Annotated in this window: 14 protein-coding genes and 4 pseudogenes; 10 read left to right on the top strand and 8 right to left on the bottom strand. The window is 60.5% G+C overall.

Going from position 1 to position 19,114, the window contains the following annotated elements:
- Window positions 1–283 (top strand): transposase domain-containing protein (locus F6X42_RS38995; protein WP_187639175.1); only part of this gene is annotated, 283 nt, incomplete at its 5' end.
- 375 nt (window positions 284–658) lie between these two features.
- Here F6X42_RS38995 and F6X42_RS38990 read toward each other — a convergent pair.
- Both F6X42_RS38990 and F6X42_RS38985 read right to left on the bottom strand, forming a co-directional pair.
- Window positions 659–1,251: pseudogene (locus tag F6X42_RS38990) on the bottom strand (BPSL1445 family SYLF domain-containing lipoprotein).
- Window positions 1,252–1,422: 171 nt separating this feature from the next.
- A pseudogene (locus F6X42_RS38985) lies at window positions 1,423–1,528 on the bottom strand (IS110 family transposase); the annotation flags it as partial.
- A 115-nt stretch (window positions 1,529–1,643) separates the two neighbouring features.
- Between F6X42_RS38985 and F6X42_RS38980 the strand changes: the two are divergent.
- The 8 genes and pseudogenes from F6X42_RS38980 (at window position 1,644) to F6X42_RS38950 (ending at window position 12,104) form a co-directional block, all read left to right on the top strand.
- Window positions 1,644–2,669 (top strand): IS110 family RNA-guided transposase, encoded by a 1,026-nt coding sequence (locus F6X42_RS38980; RefSeq protein ID WP_187639174.1) that lies wholly within the window; start codon window positions 1,644–1,646, stop codon window positions 2,667–2,669.
- A gap of 777 nt (window positions 2,670–3,446) precedes the next feature.
- On the top strand, window positions 3,447–5,192 hold the full coding sequence (aspT, locus tag F6X42_RS38975; RefSeq protein ID WP_187639173.1) for an aspartate-alanine antiporter: 1,746 nt from the start codon (window positions 3,447–3,449) through the stop codon (window positions 5,190–5,192).
- 30 nt (window positions 5,193–5,222) lie between these two features.
- Window positions 5,223–5,386: pseudogene (locus tag F6X42_RS46150) on the top strand (bifunctional aspartate transaminase/aspartate 4-decarboxylase); the annotation flags it as partial.
- A 103-nt stretch (window positions 5,387–5,489) separates the two neighbouring features.
- Window positions 5,490–6,869 carry a glutamate decarboxylase gene (gad, locus tag F6X42_RS38970; RefSeq protein WP_187639172.1) on the top strand — a complete coding sequence of 460 codons (1,380 nt, stop codon included), beginning with the start codon at window positions 5,490–5,492 and terminating at the stop codon, window positions 6,867–6,869.
- 276 nt (window positions 6,870–7,145) lie between these two features.
- Window positions 7,146–7,430 (top strand): YtcA family lipoprotein, encoded by a 285-nt coding sequence (locus F6X42_RS38965; protein ID WP_187639171.1) that lies wholly within the window; start codon window positions 7,146–7,148, stop codon window positions 7,428–7,430.
- Window positions 7,431–7,449: 19 nt separating this feature from the next.
- Window positions 7,450–8,508, top strand: a complete 1,059-nt coding sequence (mdtN, locus tag F6X42_RS38960; RefSeq protein ID WP_187639170.1) for a multidrug transporter subunit MdtN — start codon at window positions 7,450–7,452, stop codon at window positions 8,506–8,508.
- A gap of 9 nt (window positions 8,509–8,517) precedes the next feature.
- Window positions 8,518–10,617: an FUSC family protein gene (locus F6X42_RS38955; RefSeq protein ID WP_187639169.1), complete on the top strand. Its 2,100-nt coding sequence runs from the start codon at window positions 8,518–8,520 to the stop codon at window positions 10,615–10,617.
- On the top strand, window positions 10,614–12,104 hold the full coding sequence (locus F6X42_RS38950; RefSeq protein ID WP_187639168.1) for an MdtP family multidrug efflux transporter outer membrane subunit: 1,491 nt from the start codon (window positions 10,614–10,616) through the stop codon (window positions 12,102–12,104). Before F6X42_RS38955 ends, F6X42_RS38950 begins: the two co-directional genes overlap by 4 nt.
- Before the next feature lie 18 nt (window positions 12,105–12,122).
- Here F6X42_RS38950 and F6X42_RS38945 read toward each other — a convergent pair whose 3' ends face one another.
- Genes F6X42_RS38945 through F6X42_RS38925 form a run of 5 tightly spaced genes read right to left on the bottom strand, consistent with a single transcriptional unit; the run spans window position 12,123 to window position 16,399 of the window.
- Window positions 12,123–12,278 (bottom strand): hypothetical protein, encoded by a 156-nt coding sequence (locus F6X42_RS38945; RefSeq protein WP_187639167.1) that lies wholly within the window; start codon window positions 12,276–12,278, stop codon window positions 12,123–12,125.
- Window positions 12,279–12,318: 40 nt separating this feature from the next.
- Entirely contained in the window at window positions 12,319–12,885 is a 567-nt protein-coding gene (locus F6X42_RS38940) for a helix-turn-helix domain-containing protein (protein ID WP_312893003.1), read from the bottom strand.
- Window positions 12,886–12,922: 37 nt separating this feature from the next.
- Window positions 12,923–13,513: a PqiC family protein gene (locus tag F6X42_RS38935; RefSeq protein ID WP_312893002.1), complete on the bottom strand. Its 591-nt coding sequence runs from the start codon at window positions 13,511–13,513 to the stop codon at window positions 12,923–12,925.
- Window positions 13,510–15,132, bottom strand: a complete 1,623-nt coding sequence (locus F6X42_RS38930; RefSeq protein WP_187639166.1) for a PqiB family protein — start codon at window positions 15,130–15,132, stop codon at window positions 13,510–13,512. Before F6X42_RS38930 ends, F6X42_RS38935 begins: the two co-directional genes overlap by 4 nt.
- On the bottom strand, window positions 15,107–16,399 hold the full coding sequence (locus F6X42_RS38925; RefSeq protein ID WP_187639165.1) for a paraquat-inducible protein A: 1,293 nt from the start codon (window positions 16,397–16,399) through the stop codon (window positions 15,107–15,109). The genes F6X42_RS38930 and F6X42_RS38925 overlap by 26 nt, the downstream gene beginning before the upstream one ends.
- A gap of 810 nt (window positions 16,400–17,209) precedes the next feature.
- On the opposite strand from F6X42_RS38925, the gene F6X42_RS38920 reads away from it, so the two are divergent.
- On the top strand, window positions 17,210–17,764 hold the full coding sequence (locus tag F6X42_RS38920; RefSeq protein WP_187639164.1) for a hypothetical protein: 555 nt from the start codon (window positions 17,210–17,212) through the stop codon (window positions 17,762–17,764).
- A 168-nt stretch (window positions 17,765–17,932) separates the two neighbouring features.
- Here the strand turns inward: F6X42_RS38920 and F6X42_RS38915 are convergent.
- Window positions 17,933–18,988: pseudogene (locus tag F6X42_RS38915) on the bottom strand (bifunctional aspartate transaminase/aspartate 4-decarboxylase); the annotation flags it as partial.
- Window positions 18,989–19,114 lie beyond the last annotated feature (126 nt).

The raw sequence follows: 19,114 nt of genomic DNA, 5'->3' as shown, positions 1-19,114 counted from the left end.
TGACGGCCGCGTGGAGATCAGCAACGTGCTCGCCGAAAATGCTTTGCGCTGCGTGGCCCTCGGCCGGCGCAATTTCATGTTCGCTGGCTCTGACAGCGGTGGTGAGCGAGCCGCCGCAATGTATAGCTTGATCGGCTCGTGCAAGTTGAATGGCATCAACCCACGCGCCTACCTGGAATATGTACTTACGCGCATTGCCGATCACCAGGCCAACCGCATCGACGAACTGTTGCCCTGGAACGTCGCGAAGCACCTGCTCCCATCTGCACCTTCATCGGGTTGATCCCCCTGCCTGCGGCAGGCTTAGCCTGCCGCATTCTCCGACGCTTGTCCAAAGAATTCTCAACGGCCCTGGCGCGACGCATACATAAATCCGGCGTCGTTGCTTCATCTGCAACACTCCCACTGCTTGCGCAGCCTCTAGTGTGTTGCATCCACCGGTTGAATCCGCATTATGAAGCGGCCAGTCGGGCAGAGAGGCCGCTCGTCGCCCCGGCGGTAGTCTCGCGCCATGCGCCGCAAACTCATGGAGTGCAATCGCTGGCTGAGGCCTTTGAACACACTCCCTTCGTGCGGATCGCCGAAATGAAGCAGTACGCTGCAACGGACGCTGGACGGCAGACATGCCTGATTCGCATGCAGCGAACGCATTGGATGTTCAGATATCGAGGCGTGTGATCTTGGAACCGGCCAGCGACACATTGAACATTAGCCCTGAGTCAGTCAGGATGAACACTTCGACGGGTGCGGTGACAGTGGACGAGTCGATCGTCCCGTTGGCGCCGACCTTAACGAGCGCAGCGCCACCGACGCATCGCCGGACACCGACCAGCCGCTGGCGTTGCGAAAGCTGTTGAGCGCGTCCTGCGTCATGAACAGGTAAATGACGGCCTTCGTCTGGACGCCAAGGATTGCGCCGATCGATCCTGACGAGGTGCTGTAGTAACCGACGGTGCTGCCTCCGATACGCAATGCGCCGTCACCGTGCTCGCCGCCGATGCCAATGCCTGCCTGAACCACGTTCGGAAATACCAGCACGCCTTGCGCTTTCGCGACCAGTTCCTTCGAGCCCGACACCTTCGCATACAGCTTGGCCAGTGCGTCGTCGACGCTCACGTCGATCGCTTGACGTTTCGACGTGTTGACCGCGGCACCGCCCGACGATTCCGAAGTCGTACCGCATCCGGAAAGCACCAGACAGCCTAGGGCCATCGCAACAATACTCTTTAGCAAAAATCCTCTTGTTTGCATTGCGGTTCTCCTTGCACTTGACGAGGAAATGAGCGGACCCGGGATGAGAGCGCTGTATTTTTTATAGCACAGCACTGAGTGGACTACGGTTCCCAATTTTTGGACGTCGGCGCCATATCTACGGCCCCGAACAGATCAAGCTGTTGCTCGAGAGTATTGCCTTCAAGGATGATTTCGCTTGAGCACCTTTTTCAGCACGGTTCGTGCCATGCTCATTTACACCATGGAAGCCAAAAATGTTCTTCGCCAGATCGATACCAACTGTCGTAATTTTCATGATGGGCGCTCCCCTCGGTCAGAGGGTTGCTTAGACACTTCCACTAATGGGATGGTCCACCCCACCTCGCTGGACAGGTTAGGCTGGCAGTGTTCATACCGAACTGGAGGCCATCATGGACGACGTAACGCTCGTTGGTATCGATCTCGGCAAACACAGCTTTCACCTGCATGGGCAGGACGCGAAAGGCAAGGCTGTGTTTCGTAAAAAGATGAGCCGCAAACAACTGATCGAATTCTTCGCGACGTTCCATGCCTGTACCGTCGTCATGGAGGCCTGCGCCGGTTCGCATCATATGGCGCGCAAGCTGGCCGAATTCGGGCACACGGTGCGCCTTATCTCGCCGCACTTCGTCAGGCCATTCGTCAAGTCGAACAAGAACGATTTCGTCGATGCCGAGGCGATCTGTGAAGCAGCTTCGCGCCCGGCCATGAGATTCGTAACCCCGAAGACGGAGTCGCAACAGACGCTTTCCGTGCTGCATCGTGTGCGTGAATCGATGGTGCGCGAGCGGACCAGAACCGTCAACCAGATGCATGGCTTTCTTCTCGAGTTTGGCATCAGTCTGCCGGTAGGCAATACTGCCGTCACACGTCTGCCGGCTGTGCTCGCTATGCAGGAACTGCCGCCCCGGCTGGTTGCGATTCTCGAACGCCTCCACCAGCACTTCAAGTACCTCGAGGAACAGATCGGTGAGATTGACCAGGAGCTCGCACGTCAGCTCGCTGACGACGAGGTCGGACAGCGTCTGATGACCATTCCGGGAGTCGGCCCGGTCACCGCAAGCGCGTTGGCCGCGAAGATGGGCGACGCAAAGCAGTACGGATGCAGTCGCGATTTTGCGGCATCGGTTGGGCTCGTTCCCAGGCAATTCAGTACGGGTGGCAAGACCAATCTTCTCGTGATCAGCCGGCGCGGCGACAAAAATGTCAGGCGCCTGCTCGTCCTGTGCGCCCGAGCCTACATGCGAGGCTTGGAGAAACGAACCGGTCGGCTGGCAGACTGGGTTCGCGCAATGCTCACGCAACGACATTCAAACGTGGTGGCATGTGCGCTGGCCAACAAGCTGGCCCGAACGGCCTGGGCCATTGTTGCACGCCAAACCACATTCGACGCCGGCCTCGCAACTCGCCCGATCTGAACGAGCACAGCTTCATCTTTGCTTAACATAATCACCCAACTGGTTTTGCGACGACTGAAAATTGATGACGTGAACGGCGCTGCGGCCTGACGAAGAACCTGAGTGCCAAAGAGGCTTTTCGAAGCCGATCCACTGTTTTAAGGATCGTCAGGCGCGAATCTCATCGTGGCGCGGGGAGCAATCCCCACAACGACGCCGAATAGATTTAAGCAAGCCAACTCGCCATCGAAGATCAGGGTTGCAAAAACGGGGTGGACCATAGATTGGCACATCCATGCCGTTTCGGGTGGGGGCGTCCATTCCATTAGACTTGACCTTGTCTCGATCGCAGCGGATCGCGGTGCATACGCCGATCGTCGCTGAATCACGCTTGATTTCCTCCGGAGGTTGCGGCGCACTTGCGCGCACCCAGAATGCGCCTGATCAACAGACTGCGTCATCGGACTAAAGTCTCATTGTCCTGTCGGAACATTCGCACCATCATATTAGAAGGGGTACAGCGCGCTCAGCGCGCCCAACTGAATGAAAGTTGAAAGCCTGGTGCGCCGGACGGACGATGTGACAGGAGACCCTTCCTGACCTGCGCCTTGCGCAGGCGACGCCATCGAAACCGGCCCGGTCGGACATCGAGGCTATTGCAAAGCGCTCGCCCTCTAGGCGCGCCCCCCCCCCCCCCGGAGGGGCGTCTGGTCATGCAAATTTCACACATGGCGCTCTCTAATGAAGCCGCGGTAAGTCTTTCGCGTTTTCGAAACGATCAAAGACAAAGGATCCATCATGGTCTGGCTAGCCGATACCCTGCGACACTATCCTGAGATTGCCCTATTCCTTGCACTCGGAATCGGCTACTGGGTTGGCGGGAAAAGCTTTAAGGGGTTCAGTCTGGGCGCGGTGACAGCGACCCTCCTGGTGGCGATCGCCATCGGGCAGCTTCACATCACAATTTCGCCCAATGTTAAGTCTGTGTTTTTTCTGTTGTTCCTGTTCGCCGTAGGCTACGGGGTTGGGCCGCAGTTCGTGCGTGGCATTGCCAAGGACGGCGCGCCTCAGGCACTATTTTCGGTCGTTCAATGTGTGCTGTCCCTCGCCGCACCGATCGTTGCTGCGAAACTCGCGGGTTACGACGTCGGATCCGCGGCCGGGCTGCTCGCCGGGTCCCAAACCATTTCGGCATCCATGGGTCTGGCCACAGATGCCATCAACCGGCTTGGGCTGCCGGCAGACCAGGCAAAGGCGCTGCTCGATGCGATGCCGACTGCGTACGCGGTGTCGTATATCTTCGGCACGGTAGGCTCTGCGTTGATCCTTTCCGCTCTTGGCCCAAAGCTGCTGGGCATAGATCTGGTCGCGGCATGCAAGGAGTATGAGGCGAGCATGGGCGGCGGCACGAAGGACCTGGGCGGCCCGGGCCAGGCGTGGCACCGCTACGAATTGCGCGCCTACAGGCTTCCCGCCGACACTCGGGCTGCCGGCAAGACGGTGAGCCAGGTGGAAGCACTTGAGCCCGAAGGGATGCGCCTGTTCATCGAGCGGGTCCGGCGTGGGACCGTGATTGAAGAGGCGACGCTCGATTTCGTTCTTCAGCCAAATGACGTGGTAGCGGTAGCGGGTCGCCGGGAGCAGCTCATCGCGTTGCTCGGAACGAAGGACAAGGACGTGGGCAGCAGCGGCGACCAGCTTGTTGCAGTTCAGGCAAGAGCCCAGGAAGTGGACGACCCTGAACTGCTCGCCGTACCGGCAGAAGGCGTGGACGTCTATGTGACCAGCAAGGCGGTGGACGGAAAGACCCTGGCGGAACTCGCCTCGTTACCCGCAGCGCGTGGCGTCTACCTGAGAAAGATCAAGCGCGGACCGACGGAAACGCTGATTCCTATTTTGCCAAAAACAACATTGCACCGCGGAGACACGGTGACGATTGTCGGGCGCACGCAGGACACGACTGCCGCTGCGAAGGCGCTCGGCGTGCTGGACAGGCCAACCAGTGTGACTGACGTGGCCTTCATGAGCCTCGCGATCACGATCGGCGCGCTGGTCGGCGCGATTGTCATCAAGGCCGGCACTGTTCCGATCACCTTGTCCACCGCCGGTGGCGCGTTGATCGCTGGCATCGTGTTCGGCTGGCTGCGCGCGATTCATCCCACGTTCGGCCGCATACCGGAACCGACTGTCTGGTTCATGAACTCGGTCGGATTGAATGTGTTCATCGCGGTAGTGGGCATTACGGCGGGCCCCGGATTCGTTGCCGGTCTTCAGCACCTGGGCGTCAGCCTGTTCCTGTGGGGCATTTTCGCCACGTCCGTTCCGCTGATTCTCGGCATGTTCATCGCCAAGTATGTGTTCCGCTTCCATCCCGCCATCCTGCTTGGTGTTTGCGCCGGCGCGAGAACCACGACGGCGGCGCTCGGCATGGTCTGTGACGCGGCGAAGAGTCAGATCCCCGGCCTCGGATACACGGTGACCTACGCGGTCGGCAACACGCTCCTGACCATCTGGGGCATGGTGCTCGTGATGATCATGGCCTGACGCGGCCCACAGGGCCGCCGCAACCCCAACTTCGTGGCGACAGGCTGGCGTCCCGGCACGGTCGCGACAACGTGCGGGATCGCCCGCTGGAGGAGTCGCCGAAGGACGTGAAAAGGGAATTGCATACCCGTTACGAGTCGATCACCACCGAGCCAGACAAGCTAAAGTTTTTCAACCGACAGGTCAGAAGCTCGACAGCAACCAAGTTTGGTAACGGATTTTTTGAACCGTCGTGTGCGTCTTTACAGCGCCATGTCGTGCATGCGAAAGACCCATCATTATCTTAAGGAGCTGCACATGGAAACGTCGATCGAGAAGATTACCCCTTATGACGAATTCAATTATCCGATCCCGGAGGCAGAGTTCCCGAAGGCGGGTATGTCGGCGCGCGCAGCGGCGGCCATTGTCATCAGTTCCGAATGGACCGATGCCAATCCGATGCTGAACATGTCGTCGTTCGTCACCACGTGGGCAGAGCCGGAGGCAGCGGAGACGGCAAAGCGCAACATATACAAGAACTACATCGACCACGACATGTATCCGGAGTTGTTTGCGATGGAAACGCGGATGGTGAAGTGGTTGCATGAGCTATGGAACGGTCCGAATGGCGTGGAGCCATACGGCACGGCAACCGTCGGGTCGTCGGAAGCCTGCATGTTGGCGGGTCTCGCGCACAAGTGGAATTGGCGCCAGAAGCGTGAAGCGGACGGCAAGGATGCAAGCAAGCCCAATATGGTGACGGGCGGCAACGTGCAGATCGTGTGGAAGAAGTTCCTGCGGTACTTCGACGTTGAACCGCGCATCGTGCCACTGAAGCCGGGCAACTATCGGCTGACGGCTGAAGAACTCGACAAGTACGTCGATGAGAACACGATCGCAGTAGTCGCTATTGCCGGGCAGACCTTCACCGGCGAGGACGATGACATCCAGGGCATTCACGACTGGCTCGACGGCTACGAGAAGAAAACCGGGATTTCGATTCCAATGCATATCGACGGCGCGTCCGGAGGCTTCGTCAATCCCTTTCTTTATCCTGACTACAAATGGGACTTCCGGTTGCCGCGCGTACAGTCGATCAATGCATCCGGGCACAAGTACGGTCTCGTGCCGCCCGGACTGGGCTGGGTAGTCTTCCGCGAACGCAAGGTTTTCAACGAAGATCTTGTGTTCTACGTGAACTACCTGGGCGGTGAAATGCCAACGGCGACGCTGAACTTCAGCCGCAATGGTTTTCAGATCGCCGTCCAGTACTACATGTTTCTGAGGATGGGATTCGATGGTTACAAGCGAGTCATGGAACATACTCTGAAAAATGCCGTTGAACTGCGAGAAACGCTTGTGCAGAGCGGCTATTTCATGATCATGAACGAGACTCAGCGCATCCCTGTTGTTGCCGTGACGCTCAACAAGAAATTCACCAACTTCAACGAGTTCGACGTATCGAACAAGGTTCGTGAAAAGGGCTGGATCCTCTCGGCATACACGATGCCTCCAAACGCCACGGATGTGACGAGCCTGCGGGTCGTGATCCGGCCGCACATCAACCACACTGTGGCGCAACAGTTGGGGCGCGACATCATTAGCGCATGCAAATACCTCGAAGAGCACGGCGGAAACGCCACGCCACCAAAGCTGCATGCGCACGCGGCAGAAAAGACGACGGCTGCGAAATGTTGATGCGGGTATTCCGGCGGATGAGCAAGGGTGTCACCACCGCTGCCTGCGGAGCTCGTTCTGGATCCACAGAACGGGATCAATTCGGACACGCCCGTTACGGTGACCCCTTCAGTGGTCTATAGGGTGACCGGCAGCAATAGTATGGACAGTTGTTGGCGACAGTGCGTTTTGTGCGTTTCCGTGAATGCGCAACGAACAGCCTGACTGCCTCTGGCACCAGCAGGCTCAGGTTGGGTGATCCAGATCCCGCTGCCGCGAGCGACTTTGGAGCGAAGCATGCCGGTCTTCAGAACAATACGTGTGCTGCGTTTTGTCGTCGTTGCCCTGGCGGCTGTCCCTCTGACGGGCGGGTGTGCCTACTCGCCGTCCATCGGGGTGCTCGGCGCGTACTTTCCCGACTGGCTGTTCTGTATCGTCGCCGGCGTCGTGCTCACGGTCGTCATCAATCTGATTCTCAAGCGCTTGCAGGTCGACCATCTGCTGGGGCCTTCAGCCGTGGTATATCCCTCGCTAGTCACCTTCCTTTCACTCGCTGTGTGGCTGACGCTGTTCCAACATTGAATCTCCTCAGGTGGATGCGATGGCGACGACTGCCAGCAGGACATCGAAGAGAAAGTGGCCGGCCATCATCCTGGTGGTGGTAACGCTATTGCTGCTGCTTTTCGTCGTCCGCCAGCTGGACCGCGCGCCTCGCACCGACGACGCCTATGTCTACGCGGATACGATCGACGTCGTGCCCGAGGTCAACGGGCGCATCGTCGAGCTGGCGGTGCACGACAACCAGGCGGTGAAGCAGGGCGATCTGCTGTTTCGCATCGATCCACGTCCGTACCAGGACGCGCTGGCGCGAGGCCGGGCGTCCCTCGTCGCGCTCGACCGTCAAATCGAGCTGACCCAGCGCACGGTCAATGCGCAGCAGTACAACGCGGAGTCGGTGCGTGCGGCCGTCGAGCGCGCGCGAGCCGCAGCCAGTCAGGCGTCCGATACGCTACACCGCACGGAGCCGCTGCTGTCGCACGGCTATGTGTCGGCGGAGGACGTCGACCTTGCGCGCACCGCACAACGCGCCACGCAGGCCGAACTAAGCGCCGCGCAACTGCAGGCGCAGCAGGCGGCAGCGGCTGTGAGCGGTGTCGATGCGCTGGTCGCGCAACGTGCCGTCGTCATCGCCGAGATCTCGTCTGCGGAGCTGAACCTCGAATATGCGACCGTGCGGGCGCCGTTCGACGGACGCATCGCGTCGTTGAAGACTTCGACGGGGCAGTTTGCGTCTGCGCTCAAGCCTGTCTTCACATTGATCGACACGCGCCGCTGGTACGTGGTCGCAAACTTTCGCGAGACGGAGCTCAAGGGCATCCGGACGGGAACGCCCGCCACGGTCTTTCTGATGAGCGATACGGGCCAGCGCTTCCAGGGCAGCGTCGACTCGATCAGCTACGGCGTCGCGCCCGATGAAGGCGGCCCTGGATTGCCCGGCGCGTTGCCGCGCATTCAACGCACGATTAACTGGGTCCACGTCTCGCAGCGCTTCCCGGTGAAGATCCGCGTCGACAATCCGAGCCCGGAGCTGTTTCGCGTCGGGACATCGGCGGTGGCTGTGCTGCACCCTGGGCGCGGCCACGACGGCGAAAGCCGCTGAGGAGCGCCCATGGCCGCCGCCGACTACCTGCCCGTCACGCTGCGCGATGCCGGCGCTTTCCTCGCGCGCGAGCTTGCGCCTTTTCCCGGGCGTCTCAATGTGATGTTGCGTTGCGTCTTGACGAGCGCAATCGTGATCGTCGCGTCGATGACGCTCGAGGTACCGTCGCTCGCGCTGTCGCTGCTGGTGGTGTTTTACGTCACGCAGTCGAATGTGGTGGTCACGCGGCTGGTCGGCTTGATGCTCATCGGTGGGTCGACGCTCGCGATCGGTCTGTCGATCCTGTTGCTGAAGTTCACGTTCGACTACCCGTTACTGCGCATCGTCGTCGCGAGTCTGCTGTTCTTCGGCAGCGTGTACCTGATACGGGTGCTGAAAATCGGCGCCGTATTCGTCATCGTCGCCATCGTCCTCATCTACGTGCAGAGCTTCGTCGACCAGACCGATCAGGCCGACCTGTTGATCCGGGCGGTGCTGTGGGTCTGGGTCGCCATCAATTATCCGATCGCGCTGACGCTGGTGGTCAATACGCTGCTATTGCCCGTCGAACCGCAGTTGCAGCTCAAGGCGGAAATCCATCGGCAACTGACGGCGTTGGAAGCGCGGCTGACGCAACTGATTGACGGCGGCAGGAACGCCGAGCCGATCACCTTGACGGCGGTCCAGCAAGGCGCGCTGACGCTGCAGAAGCTGCTGCGGTTCACGACGATGCGTGACGCGCGCTATCGCGAGCATCAGACGTTGCTGCTTGCGTGCATCGCGACCGTGTCGCGTCTGTATCGCGGCGCGAGCGAGTTGCCGGATACGTTGGCTGGTGCTTCGGCGGCGCGGCTCAAGATCTTGCGCGAGCTGGACGCGAACGTCAGGGCGCTCGACGAGTCGGTGACGTCGGGCGAACCCTATCGCTACGTCGACATGGCAACACCAGAAGAACGCAAGGCAGTCGACACGTTTCCCGCCGCAGCCGCATTGCAGCGCGCGCTGCACGCATTCGCCGAGCTGGATCCGAGCGGCGCCGCACCCGGCAAACCGCCCGCGAGCGAACCGATGGTCGCGCCCGACGCATGGAGCAATCCCGCGTACATGCGCTTTTCGCTGAAGACCCTGCTTGCCGTGCTGGTCTGCTACGTGTTCTACAACGCGGTCGACTGGCAAGGCATTCACACGATCATGCTGACGTGCGTGGCCGTCGCGCTGCCGAGCCTCGGCGCATCGATGCAGCGGGCCTTGCTGCGCGTCGCCGGGGCGGTCATCGGCAGCGCGGTGGCGCTATTCATGGTCGTGTTCGTGATTCCGCACCTCGACGACATCGTCGGCCTGCTGCTGATGACCTTGCCCGTCGTCGCGCTCGCCGCCTGGATATCCGCTGGTTCCGAACGGATCAGCTACGCGGGCGTCCAGCTGATTCTCGCCTTCTCGCTCGCGTTGCTCGAACAGTTCGCGCCGACCAGCAATCTCACTGAAATCCGCGACCGGATCGTTGGCGTCCTGCTGGGTGTCGGCGTGGCGACCTTCGTGCAGATGTCGTTCTGGCGCGAGGGCGAAGGCGACGTGCTGCGGCAAAAACTCGCGACGATGCTGCGCGCCATCGCCAGGCAGTTGCGCGCGCCACAGGCGGGCGTCGAGATACGGGATGAATTGCCCGCTGAGCAGCGCCAGCTGCAGGCATGGGCCACGCTGGCCGACTGCGAGGCGACGTTGTCGCGCGTCGCACTCGAGCCCGGCTGGCATGAAGGGGAGCCGGCCCAACTGACACTGCGCGCACAAACCGTCCTCGCGCAAGGCCGCGAGATCATGCTCGCCGGCAATGCGCTGAAGAACACGCTGGCGGCGCAAGCTGGTTTGGCAAGTCCGCAAATGGACCATGCAGCGCGCGCCGTTCAGGACCAGGCTAGCGCGGAAATCAACCGGTACGCGGACGATCTTGCCGCCAATCCGCCTGTCGCCCACGCGCCCCAACGCATCGGCATCGCCGCGCAGCCTCTCGAACCCGCCGACGTGCCACTCATCGCCGCAGCGCAAGACCTGTCGCGGCAGGTAGCGGGGCTGCCGGACTGGCGCATCGAGGCACCCGTCACGGCGTCCTCTTCGCAGGCCGTACGAACATGAGCGCGCGATCCGGTCCCCGTGTTGGGTCGTGGCGTCGCTGCGCCCTGTGCATCGCGTGGTCGTTGTGCCTCGGCCTGCCGGGTTGCGCGCTGATCCACAAAAACGGTACGCCGTATGCCGAGATTTCGCCCGGGCAGATCAATCTTGCTGACGACATCCATCTTGCGCGAGAAGGTTGGCCCGCGGCACGCTGGTGGGACCGCTATGGCGATGCGCAGCTCGACGCGCTCATCGAACAGGCGCTCGCCGACGCGCCGACGATGCTGATTGCGCGAACCCGCGTCGCGCAGGCGAAGTCGGACGTCGAGCTTGTCAGAGCGGGGTCGAGCCTTCAGGTGGTGGCGCAGGCGTCGCTGAATCGAGAGCACGTTTCCGCGAACGGCTTTCTCCGCGCGTACTCGATGAACATACCGGCGATAGGGGCGACGGGCCCCTGGTACACCGAGGGCACCGTCGGACTTGGGGCAAGTCTGAACGTCGATATCTGGGGCAAGCAGCGCGCGCAGGTCGCCGCGGCGCTCGGCGTGAGCAATGCGCAGCTTGCCGAGACGTCCGCCGTCGAACTCGAAATCTCGACCGACGTCGCGCAGCTGTACTACGGCATTCAGACGACTTACCAGCTTATCGATTTGCTGAACGAATCGCACGAGGTAGCGGTGTTCTCCGTGGAAACACACAACGCGCGTGCGGTGCGCGGCCTGGAGCCCCAAACCCAGTTCGAGGAAGCCCGTGCGCAGCAACTCGCCATCGAACGGCAGATCGTTTCGGCGCAAGACCAGATACGGCAGTTTCGCGAATCGTTGCGAGCGTTGGTCGGCGCGGGACCCAACGGCTTGCCTCCGATCGAGCCCGTTGCGTTGCCGCGCCCGCAAGCGGCCTTGCCCGCGACGCTTTCTTATGAACTCCTTGCCCGGCGGCCCGATCTTCAGGCGATGCGCTGGTACGTCGAGGCATCGTTCGACCGGATCGATGCAGCGAAAGCGGCGTTCTATCCGAGTTTCGACATCAAGGCATTCTTCGGCTTCAATGCGTTGCACCTCGCCGACCTCTTCACGCACGCAAGCCGGCAGATCGAACTGATTCCGGGCCTGTCTTTGCCGATCTTCGATGGCGGCCAGCTCAACGCGAACCTGAGCGGCGCACGTGAGGGCAGCAACCTGTTGATCGAGCAGTACAATCAGGCCGTCCTCAATGCGGTACGCGATGTCGCGCAGACCGGCAGCAGTCTGCAAGCCCTCGATGCGGAGACCGGGTTGCAGCAGCAACGGATCGAATCCGTTGCGTTCGCGCGAGACAGCGTTGAAGCGCACTATCAACGAGGGCTGACCAGCCGCCTGGCGGCGCTCCAGGCGCGGCAGCCTGTGATCGCCGAACAGATGACGCTGCTCACGCTCAACGCTCAGATGCTCGGTCAGGAGATTGCATTGACGAAGGCGCTCGGCGGCGGCTATCGCGCCGATCCGCCCGTCGAACTGAAGCCGCGTTGAACGGCGCGCTGACAGGATTCAGAACTGCTGTGTGCGTAGCGACTCGAATTCCGCGCGGCACACATCTCCAAACTTGGCGAGGATGTCGATCGAGCCATCCTCGAGCATCGCGCGAATCTCGATCAAGGACTTGTCCGGCGCGCGGTAAGTGTCGACGATCTTGCGTCCGATCACGTCGTCTTCTGTTGATGTTCGTTAATTGTGCTAGCCATGTTCACAGCAATTTGCGCTCTGCGTAGCAGAGCGACACTCCAAGCGTTTTCAGCGCGTCAATGTGCCGCTGCATGTCGTCGTACACATCGAACTTCTGTGTCTCGGAATAAAGATCGCTGCAATCGCGATACTCACGCATGTAGTTGACCAGCGCAGCAAACTCTTCGTCAGCTTCGCGAGTCAGCTCGAAAGCCGGGGTGGAGAGATCCATGCTGTGTATCTCGGCAAGCTTCGCCAGTTGCTTTCCGGTCTGAACGGGGAGTGCCTTGAGGGTGATGTGCTCTCGATCAAACTTCTCTTTCGCCGCCTGCAGCTCCTCGGCCGTGGGAATGGAGAACGGCTTGTTCAGCGCATCGATATCCTCGAACCCGAAAGCTCGTGCGATCGCGCGACGCGTGTCGAAACCGGAGGCATCGCCACGTTCGACACGCTGGATTGTCCGCACGCTCAAGCCGGAAAGGTCTGCAAGCTGCTCCTGCGACCATTGCCGGCTCTCGCGATAGAACTTGACCACTACGGCGAGTTCGCCTTCGGTCAGCAGGCGCGGCTGGGTCCTGGTTTGTTCCAAGGTTGGCAGCGCCTGCGAAGCCGCACGTCCGCGCCAGTCAACGCAACAAGTTCTTCAGGATCGCCGCTGCGATATCCCGACTCACCAAACCCAGCGCGTGATCGTGGGCGGCGACAAGCGCGTCGTAAGCCTGCCCTTGTGCAGGCACGCGTGCGAGCGTGTGCCCGGCGATCGGAGTAGCCTTCCCTGGAGGCCAGATCGTCCACAGTGCGTCGATAGTCGCCGTGTCCCCCGGTACGGAATCGAATTGCATCACGTCAACGCGAACTCGCCATATCGGCACGCCACCCGAGTCTGCCGCGTATACGCTTACCTGTTCGGAGCCAAGCAGCACCGCCAGATTTCCAGCGATAGTTCGCTGGATATTGCCCTTCAGCGGCTCGGCCCAGCGCTGGAACTCGTTAGGCCACACCTGATTGTCGGCAACGCTTACGACGATTTGCTGCCGGTCAACTAGTTGTGGAATCGTGACCGGGTTCACCACGACATATAACGGCACCGAAGTTCCCATGGTAATGAGTGTCGCGTCCGGCTTCAGCCGGTAGAAGTTAGACGCGGGTGAGCTGCCGCAGCCGCCAAGCGACATTGCAAACAGGACCAGAACGAATGGCACAAGGGCGCGTGTCACGGCTGGGTCTCCTTCTGCTTGCCGCGAATCAACGCTTCCGGATGCTGCTCCAGATAATCGGCAAGCGTCCGGAAGGCCGTCGCTGTGCGCGAAAGTTCCTGTACCGCATCGTTCGCGTTCTGCTGCAGGGCCGAGTCCGGCTGCAGCGCATTGTTGGCCGAGTCAAGCGCCGCGTGGGCCGCGGAGAGTGTGCCGTGCGCCTGCGGGACAACCTCGGTGTCGAGTTGGTCGAGCAGCGTCTTCGCACTCGACAGCGTCTGTTGCGTATTCTTGCCAATCGCTTCAAACGGAATCGTGTTCAGCTTCGCCAGGAGTTCCGTGACGTTGTCCTGAAGCCGCTGCAGGTTACCGGGTATGGTCGGCAGCTCAGGAGGTGATGACGCCCAGTTCACCGTGGCTTTTGGCGCGTTGGGAAAGAATTCGGCGGTCAGGTACAGTTGCCCGGTCAGCAGATTGCCCGTTTTAAGCTGGAGACGCATTCCCTTTGCGATGAGGTGCTCCAGCAGCGCGTGAGGATTGTTGCTCAGGCGGCCGCCGGCGCCAGTGCCCGTGTTGGTCTTATAGTGGGACGCGAAGAGTTCCGGATACAGATTGATTTCCACTGGAATGGTCAACCTCTCCGTCTTGGGATCAAAATTTGTATAGATCGCTGTCACTTCGCCAACCACAATGCCACGGAAGTCGACCGGCGCGCCCACGGTCAATCCACGAATCGATTCCGTGAAGTTCACAACGTACTTTTCGACGACGTGATAGTGCGCCTTCATCGCGTCAGCCCGATCTGGGAACAACGTAAAGGTTGAGTCGCTCGCAGCGACGGCCTCGTCGACCGCGCCCGGCAGCGACTCGAATGCCACGCCGCCGATCATGATCGACACGAGCGACTGCGAGTTCACCTGGATGCCATTCGACCCGACTGTCACGTCGACGCCGCTTGCGTGCCAGAAGCGAGTATCCGCAAGAACGAACCTGTCATACGGCGCGTTGATAAATACGCGCAGCGTCACACCGTGTCCATCAGGATCGAGCTTGTAGCTGGATATCTGTCCGACCTGCAGCCGTCGGAAGAACACCGGCGTGCCGGCATCGAGCGAGCCCATATTCGTGCTTTTCAGGACGAATTCGCGCCCCGGCACATCATTCGTGATCACCGGCGGGACTTCGAGACCGATGAAGTCGCGACGTCCGGTCTTCGATTTGCCTTTGTCCATTTCAATGTAGGAGCCGGACAGAAGCGTGCCGATGCCGGACACTGTCCCGCCGGATATGCGTGGGCGGACGACCCAGAAGCGGGTGTCGTCGACGAGCAGTTTCGTCGCATTTTTGTTGATGTCCGCGGACGCTATGACTCGCGTGCTATCGGGGGTCAACGTTACGGTCTTGATGACCCCGATATCGACGTTCTTGAGCTTGATCTTCGTCTTGCCCGCCTCAATACCGTCAGCGGTTGCGAAGCCAATCGTGATCGTTGGCCCCTTCTCGATAACCGCCTTGACAGCGAGCCACCCTCCGATCAGGACCGCGATGATGGGTACGAGCCACACTACTTGCAGGCGCCAGTGCGACCGCGGCACAGGCTCCGCGTCGGGAAAATCAGGCTTTTTCTCGAGTCCTGACATGATCTTGCTCCACTTCGTCCCATATCAGGCGGGCATCGAACGCCATCGCCGCGAACATCGTCAGCACCACCACTGCGCCAAACGCGATTGCCGCGTTACCGGCCTGGATCGTCGCAAGTGCCTGGAACTGCACGAGCGCGACGAGCATCGTGATCACGTAGATGTCGAGCATCGACCAGCGCCCCACAAACTCGACCATTCGATAGATCCGTGTGCGCTCGACGGCGTGCCAGCGCGAGTGCATCTGCGTCGAGATCGTCAGGTATCCGAGTGCGAGGATCTTGAGCATCGGAACAGCGATGCTGGCGACGAACACGACGATCGCCAGCGGCCAGGATCCGGATGTCCAGAGGTAGACGACGCCAGAGAGGATCGTGTCGTTCTCTGTCCCGAAGAGCGAGTTCGTGTACATCACAGGCAACATGTTGGCTGGGATATACATCACAATCGCGGCAATCAGGAAGGCCCACGTGCGCGACAGGCTTGCTGGCTTGCGCAGGTGCACCGTCGCACCACAGCGAGGGCAGTGGAACGCGTGAGCATTAACGACCTGCGCGCTTGCGAGCAGTCCACAATCGTGACACCGCGCGAGACCGCATCGTGCTGCGGTAACCGCACCTTGCAGTGACGCCCCGTCCAGGCCTGGCTCCGCGCCCGTGTGCTCAACGGCGGTGACGCGCGACCACAGGTTGCGCGAGTCGAAAGCTGATCCGGCCGCCGCCAATACGAACACAAGTAGCCCAAACGACCACAGCGCGGGGCCCACCACCACGCCTGCGATCGCGGACAACTTCACGAGGGCAACCAGCAAACCGAGGATCAGTACTTCGGTCATTCCCCAAGGCTGGCAGAGATGGCACAGCCGGAATATGGCCGGACCGCCCCAAGGTACACGGTCAAACTTGAGTGGTATTAGTAGCCATAGCATGCTCACCGTCTGCAAGATCGGCATCAGAACCGTGGTTGCAAACACCAGTCCCGCAATTGGCCACTTCCCATCGTGGTACAGCGCGCTCACAGCGCCCAGGAGTGTCGTCTCAACGACAGTCCCATTAACCGACAGACCGACAATCGGATACACGTTTGAAATTGCGAAGAGTACAACTGCGGCGATGGACAGCGCGAGTCCGCGATCGAGGCTGTTGGGGAGCTCGCGCCACAGCGGGGCCCGGCAGCGCCGGCATCGCAAACCGCCGCCCTCCGGCACAGCCACCTCCCGCTGCAGGAGATCGCAGTCGTGGCAGGCGATGAGTTTCCCGTGATCCATTCGGTCACCTGTGAAACAGGTTGCGAAACCGCGGCTTGCGGTTGCGACTGTCCGCTCTCCCGCGCCGGCACGGTCATCTGTTCAACCAGGGCCACCCAAACGCCAGATCAGAACCCTTGGGTGCGCATGGTGCGGCAGCGTCAGCGCACCGTCATCCTGGGTGTCTTCGCCCCCCAACTTCCGAACCGGCCATCAGTCCGTTCTGATCGAAGATGAGCCCATAACGTTTCCTTTAGTTGCCAACTGTCTGTTGAATACAGTCCCGCACCCATGCCCGTCACGACGACGGTCCACGTGGCTGTCCGGCTCAAGTTTGGTTAGCGGTCTGGTCTATCGCAATGAGACCTTGGTCTCATTGCGATCTCGACGAGAAGCGTGCCTTCAGCGCAGGGCGTGCGCTCCGGAGCGTCTTGATCAGGCTCGTGTCGTTGAAGGCCAATTAAAAAGGACTGAGGCGAGCGTGGCCAACTCCGTCAAAGTGATAGTTCTGGGGTTGATCGCACAGGTTGATCGCCAACGAGAACTGAGCCCGATCATGAGCTGAGCGCAAGCAGGGCTAGCGTAGGCCTTTCTCATCGAGCGAAAGCAGGTATGCTGCGGCGATTCGCTCGAGTGACCGTGACATGGAAGAGCCACGCTCCGTGCTTAAGGAAATGACTTTCCGAGCGCCGCTCACGGCTCCTTGCAGATACTGTCGCGGCGCAAATGCTGGCGCAAACCTTTATTCGACAGTTCTTACCTACCGTGGCCGCCGCATTACTCCCTTCAGACTGCTGCACACGTGCGTGGCCTGGCGCACGCCGATACTCCATGGCGAACGACCGTTGTGTCTTGACAGCGGTTCCCCTGGACCGACGAGTGGTTACGATCAAAAAGCTGGGCGAACTGGTTCCGGTCAACTGCTTTGGTCTGTCCAACATGAGCGCGGTGATGAACCGCGTCTCGCTGCTCGAGATGACGGAGTCCGACGTCGATCAGTACTTCAGTCTGCTCTACCGGGTTCTCGCCAACAAGGCATCGGACCGGCCCGTCCCCGTGCCGACGCCGCAGCAAAATGCCGCCGCCGTTAGTCAACCCTCGCGATCGGTGGTCGCCGAGCTTGGCGGCGATCAGACGGACATCGAACGGTTCGTGTTCTACGCATCGAACCCTTCGAAAGCTACGCCATCGGATATGTGCTGGGCGACAAGAGTGACCTTGCACGCGATCATCGCCATGCCGGACCCCGAACGGGATATTGTCCTGCTTCGCACGACGACGCCGGAGGGCAGTCACGACGCGCCGCCCGCGCAGCAGTCGGGCACGCCGGACACAGCCAGGCCATTACCCGCATCGTCACAGCCAGATAGTGCCGATGCGCGCTAGCGCAGGGAGATTGAAGGTGTCCATCGCGTCGTCAGTCCCGCGCATCTCCGTGGCGCTCCATGGCACGGCGCATCGATTCGTCATCACAAGCGGCTTCACGCCGCCCTACGCGCGTCACTGACGCCGCCGCGATGACCTACATTGCGACGGCGCCCGGCGATATCACGACTACAGCACTTTCCCCTTCTCCAGATTCTTCCCGGTAGCAGCGTTATAGCGCTCGACGTAGTCATCCATCAGCGCTCGCACTGCGCGTCCGATCTTCCGGTAATCCGACTCGTTCAGGTTGGCGAGCGAAATTCGCCCGGAGCGATGCTGAGTTCCAAATCCGAGCCCGGGAAGGACGACGACTCTTGTCTCGCTCGCCAGTCGGAAGAGCAGTTCCGACGGCTTCGTGTTCTGCTCCAGCCACTGGACGAACTCATTGCCATAGGTTCGGCCGCCGAGGAAATGCAGGTCCAGTATCGAGTAGTAATCCACCTGATTCGGGTCATCGTCTTTGAAGGGGATCCCGATCTCCTGGTACAACGCCCGCTTGCGGGCGCGGATGAGCCGCTTGAGGGCTTTCTTGTACGCGTCTGGCGTGTCCATCAGTGAGAACAGCGAGAACAGAACCATCTGTACCTGCTGCGGCGTAGAAAGCCCCGCTGTATGGTTCAGCGCGACCGTGCGGCTGTCCGCCACGAGACGGTCGATGAATTTGAGCTTGTCCGGCTCGGTGGTAATCGACTCATACCGGTGATGCAATTCCTTCTTCGCATCGTTTGGAAGCTGTGCGATTAGCCGGTCGAGCACGTTGTCCTTGTGCGTGACAACGGTGCCGAGCCGCCAGCCCGTGGCGCCGAAATATTTGGAGTACGAGTAGACAAGAATCGTATTCTGCGGTGCGAGAGCGAAGAGCGACACGAAGTCGTCCGCAAACGTCCCATAGACGTCGTCGGTGAGCAATATCAGATCAGGCCGCTCTTTGACGATGTCCGCGATGTACTGGAGGCTTTCATCGCTAAGCTTGACCGACGGCGGATTGCTCGGATTGACGAGGAAAAACGCCTTCACCTTCGGGTCGCGCAGCTTGTCGAGTTCCTGGTTCGAGTACTGCCAATTGTTGGCGACATCGGCGTCCACGTTCACCACTTCGAGCTGGTAGTCGTTGAGCCTGGGTATCTCGATGTAAGGGGTGAAGATAGGCCGCCCCAAAGCAATGGTGTCTCCCGCCTTGATGAGTATCCGTCAGCGTAACCCGTCAGAAGTTGGAATATAGTACGAGACCAACAACGCCGCGAGAGATCAGGACGAGGTGAGCGAGATCCCGCTGCGACAGTGCGACGGCTCTCTGGATGTCAGAACGCG

It is taken from the genome of Paraburkholderia podalyriae, assembly GCF_014397785.1.
Classification (GTDB): Bacteria; Pseudomonadota; Gammaproteobacteria; order Burkholderiales; family Burkholderiaceae; genus Paraburkholderia; species Paraburkholderia podalyriae.
Note: the sequence above shows the minus strand (reverse complement) of the source record. Positions and strands in the feature narration are given on the sequence as shown.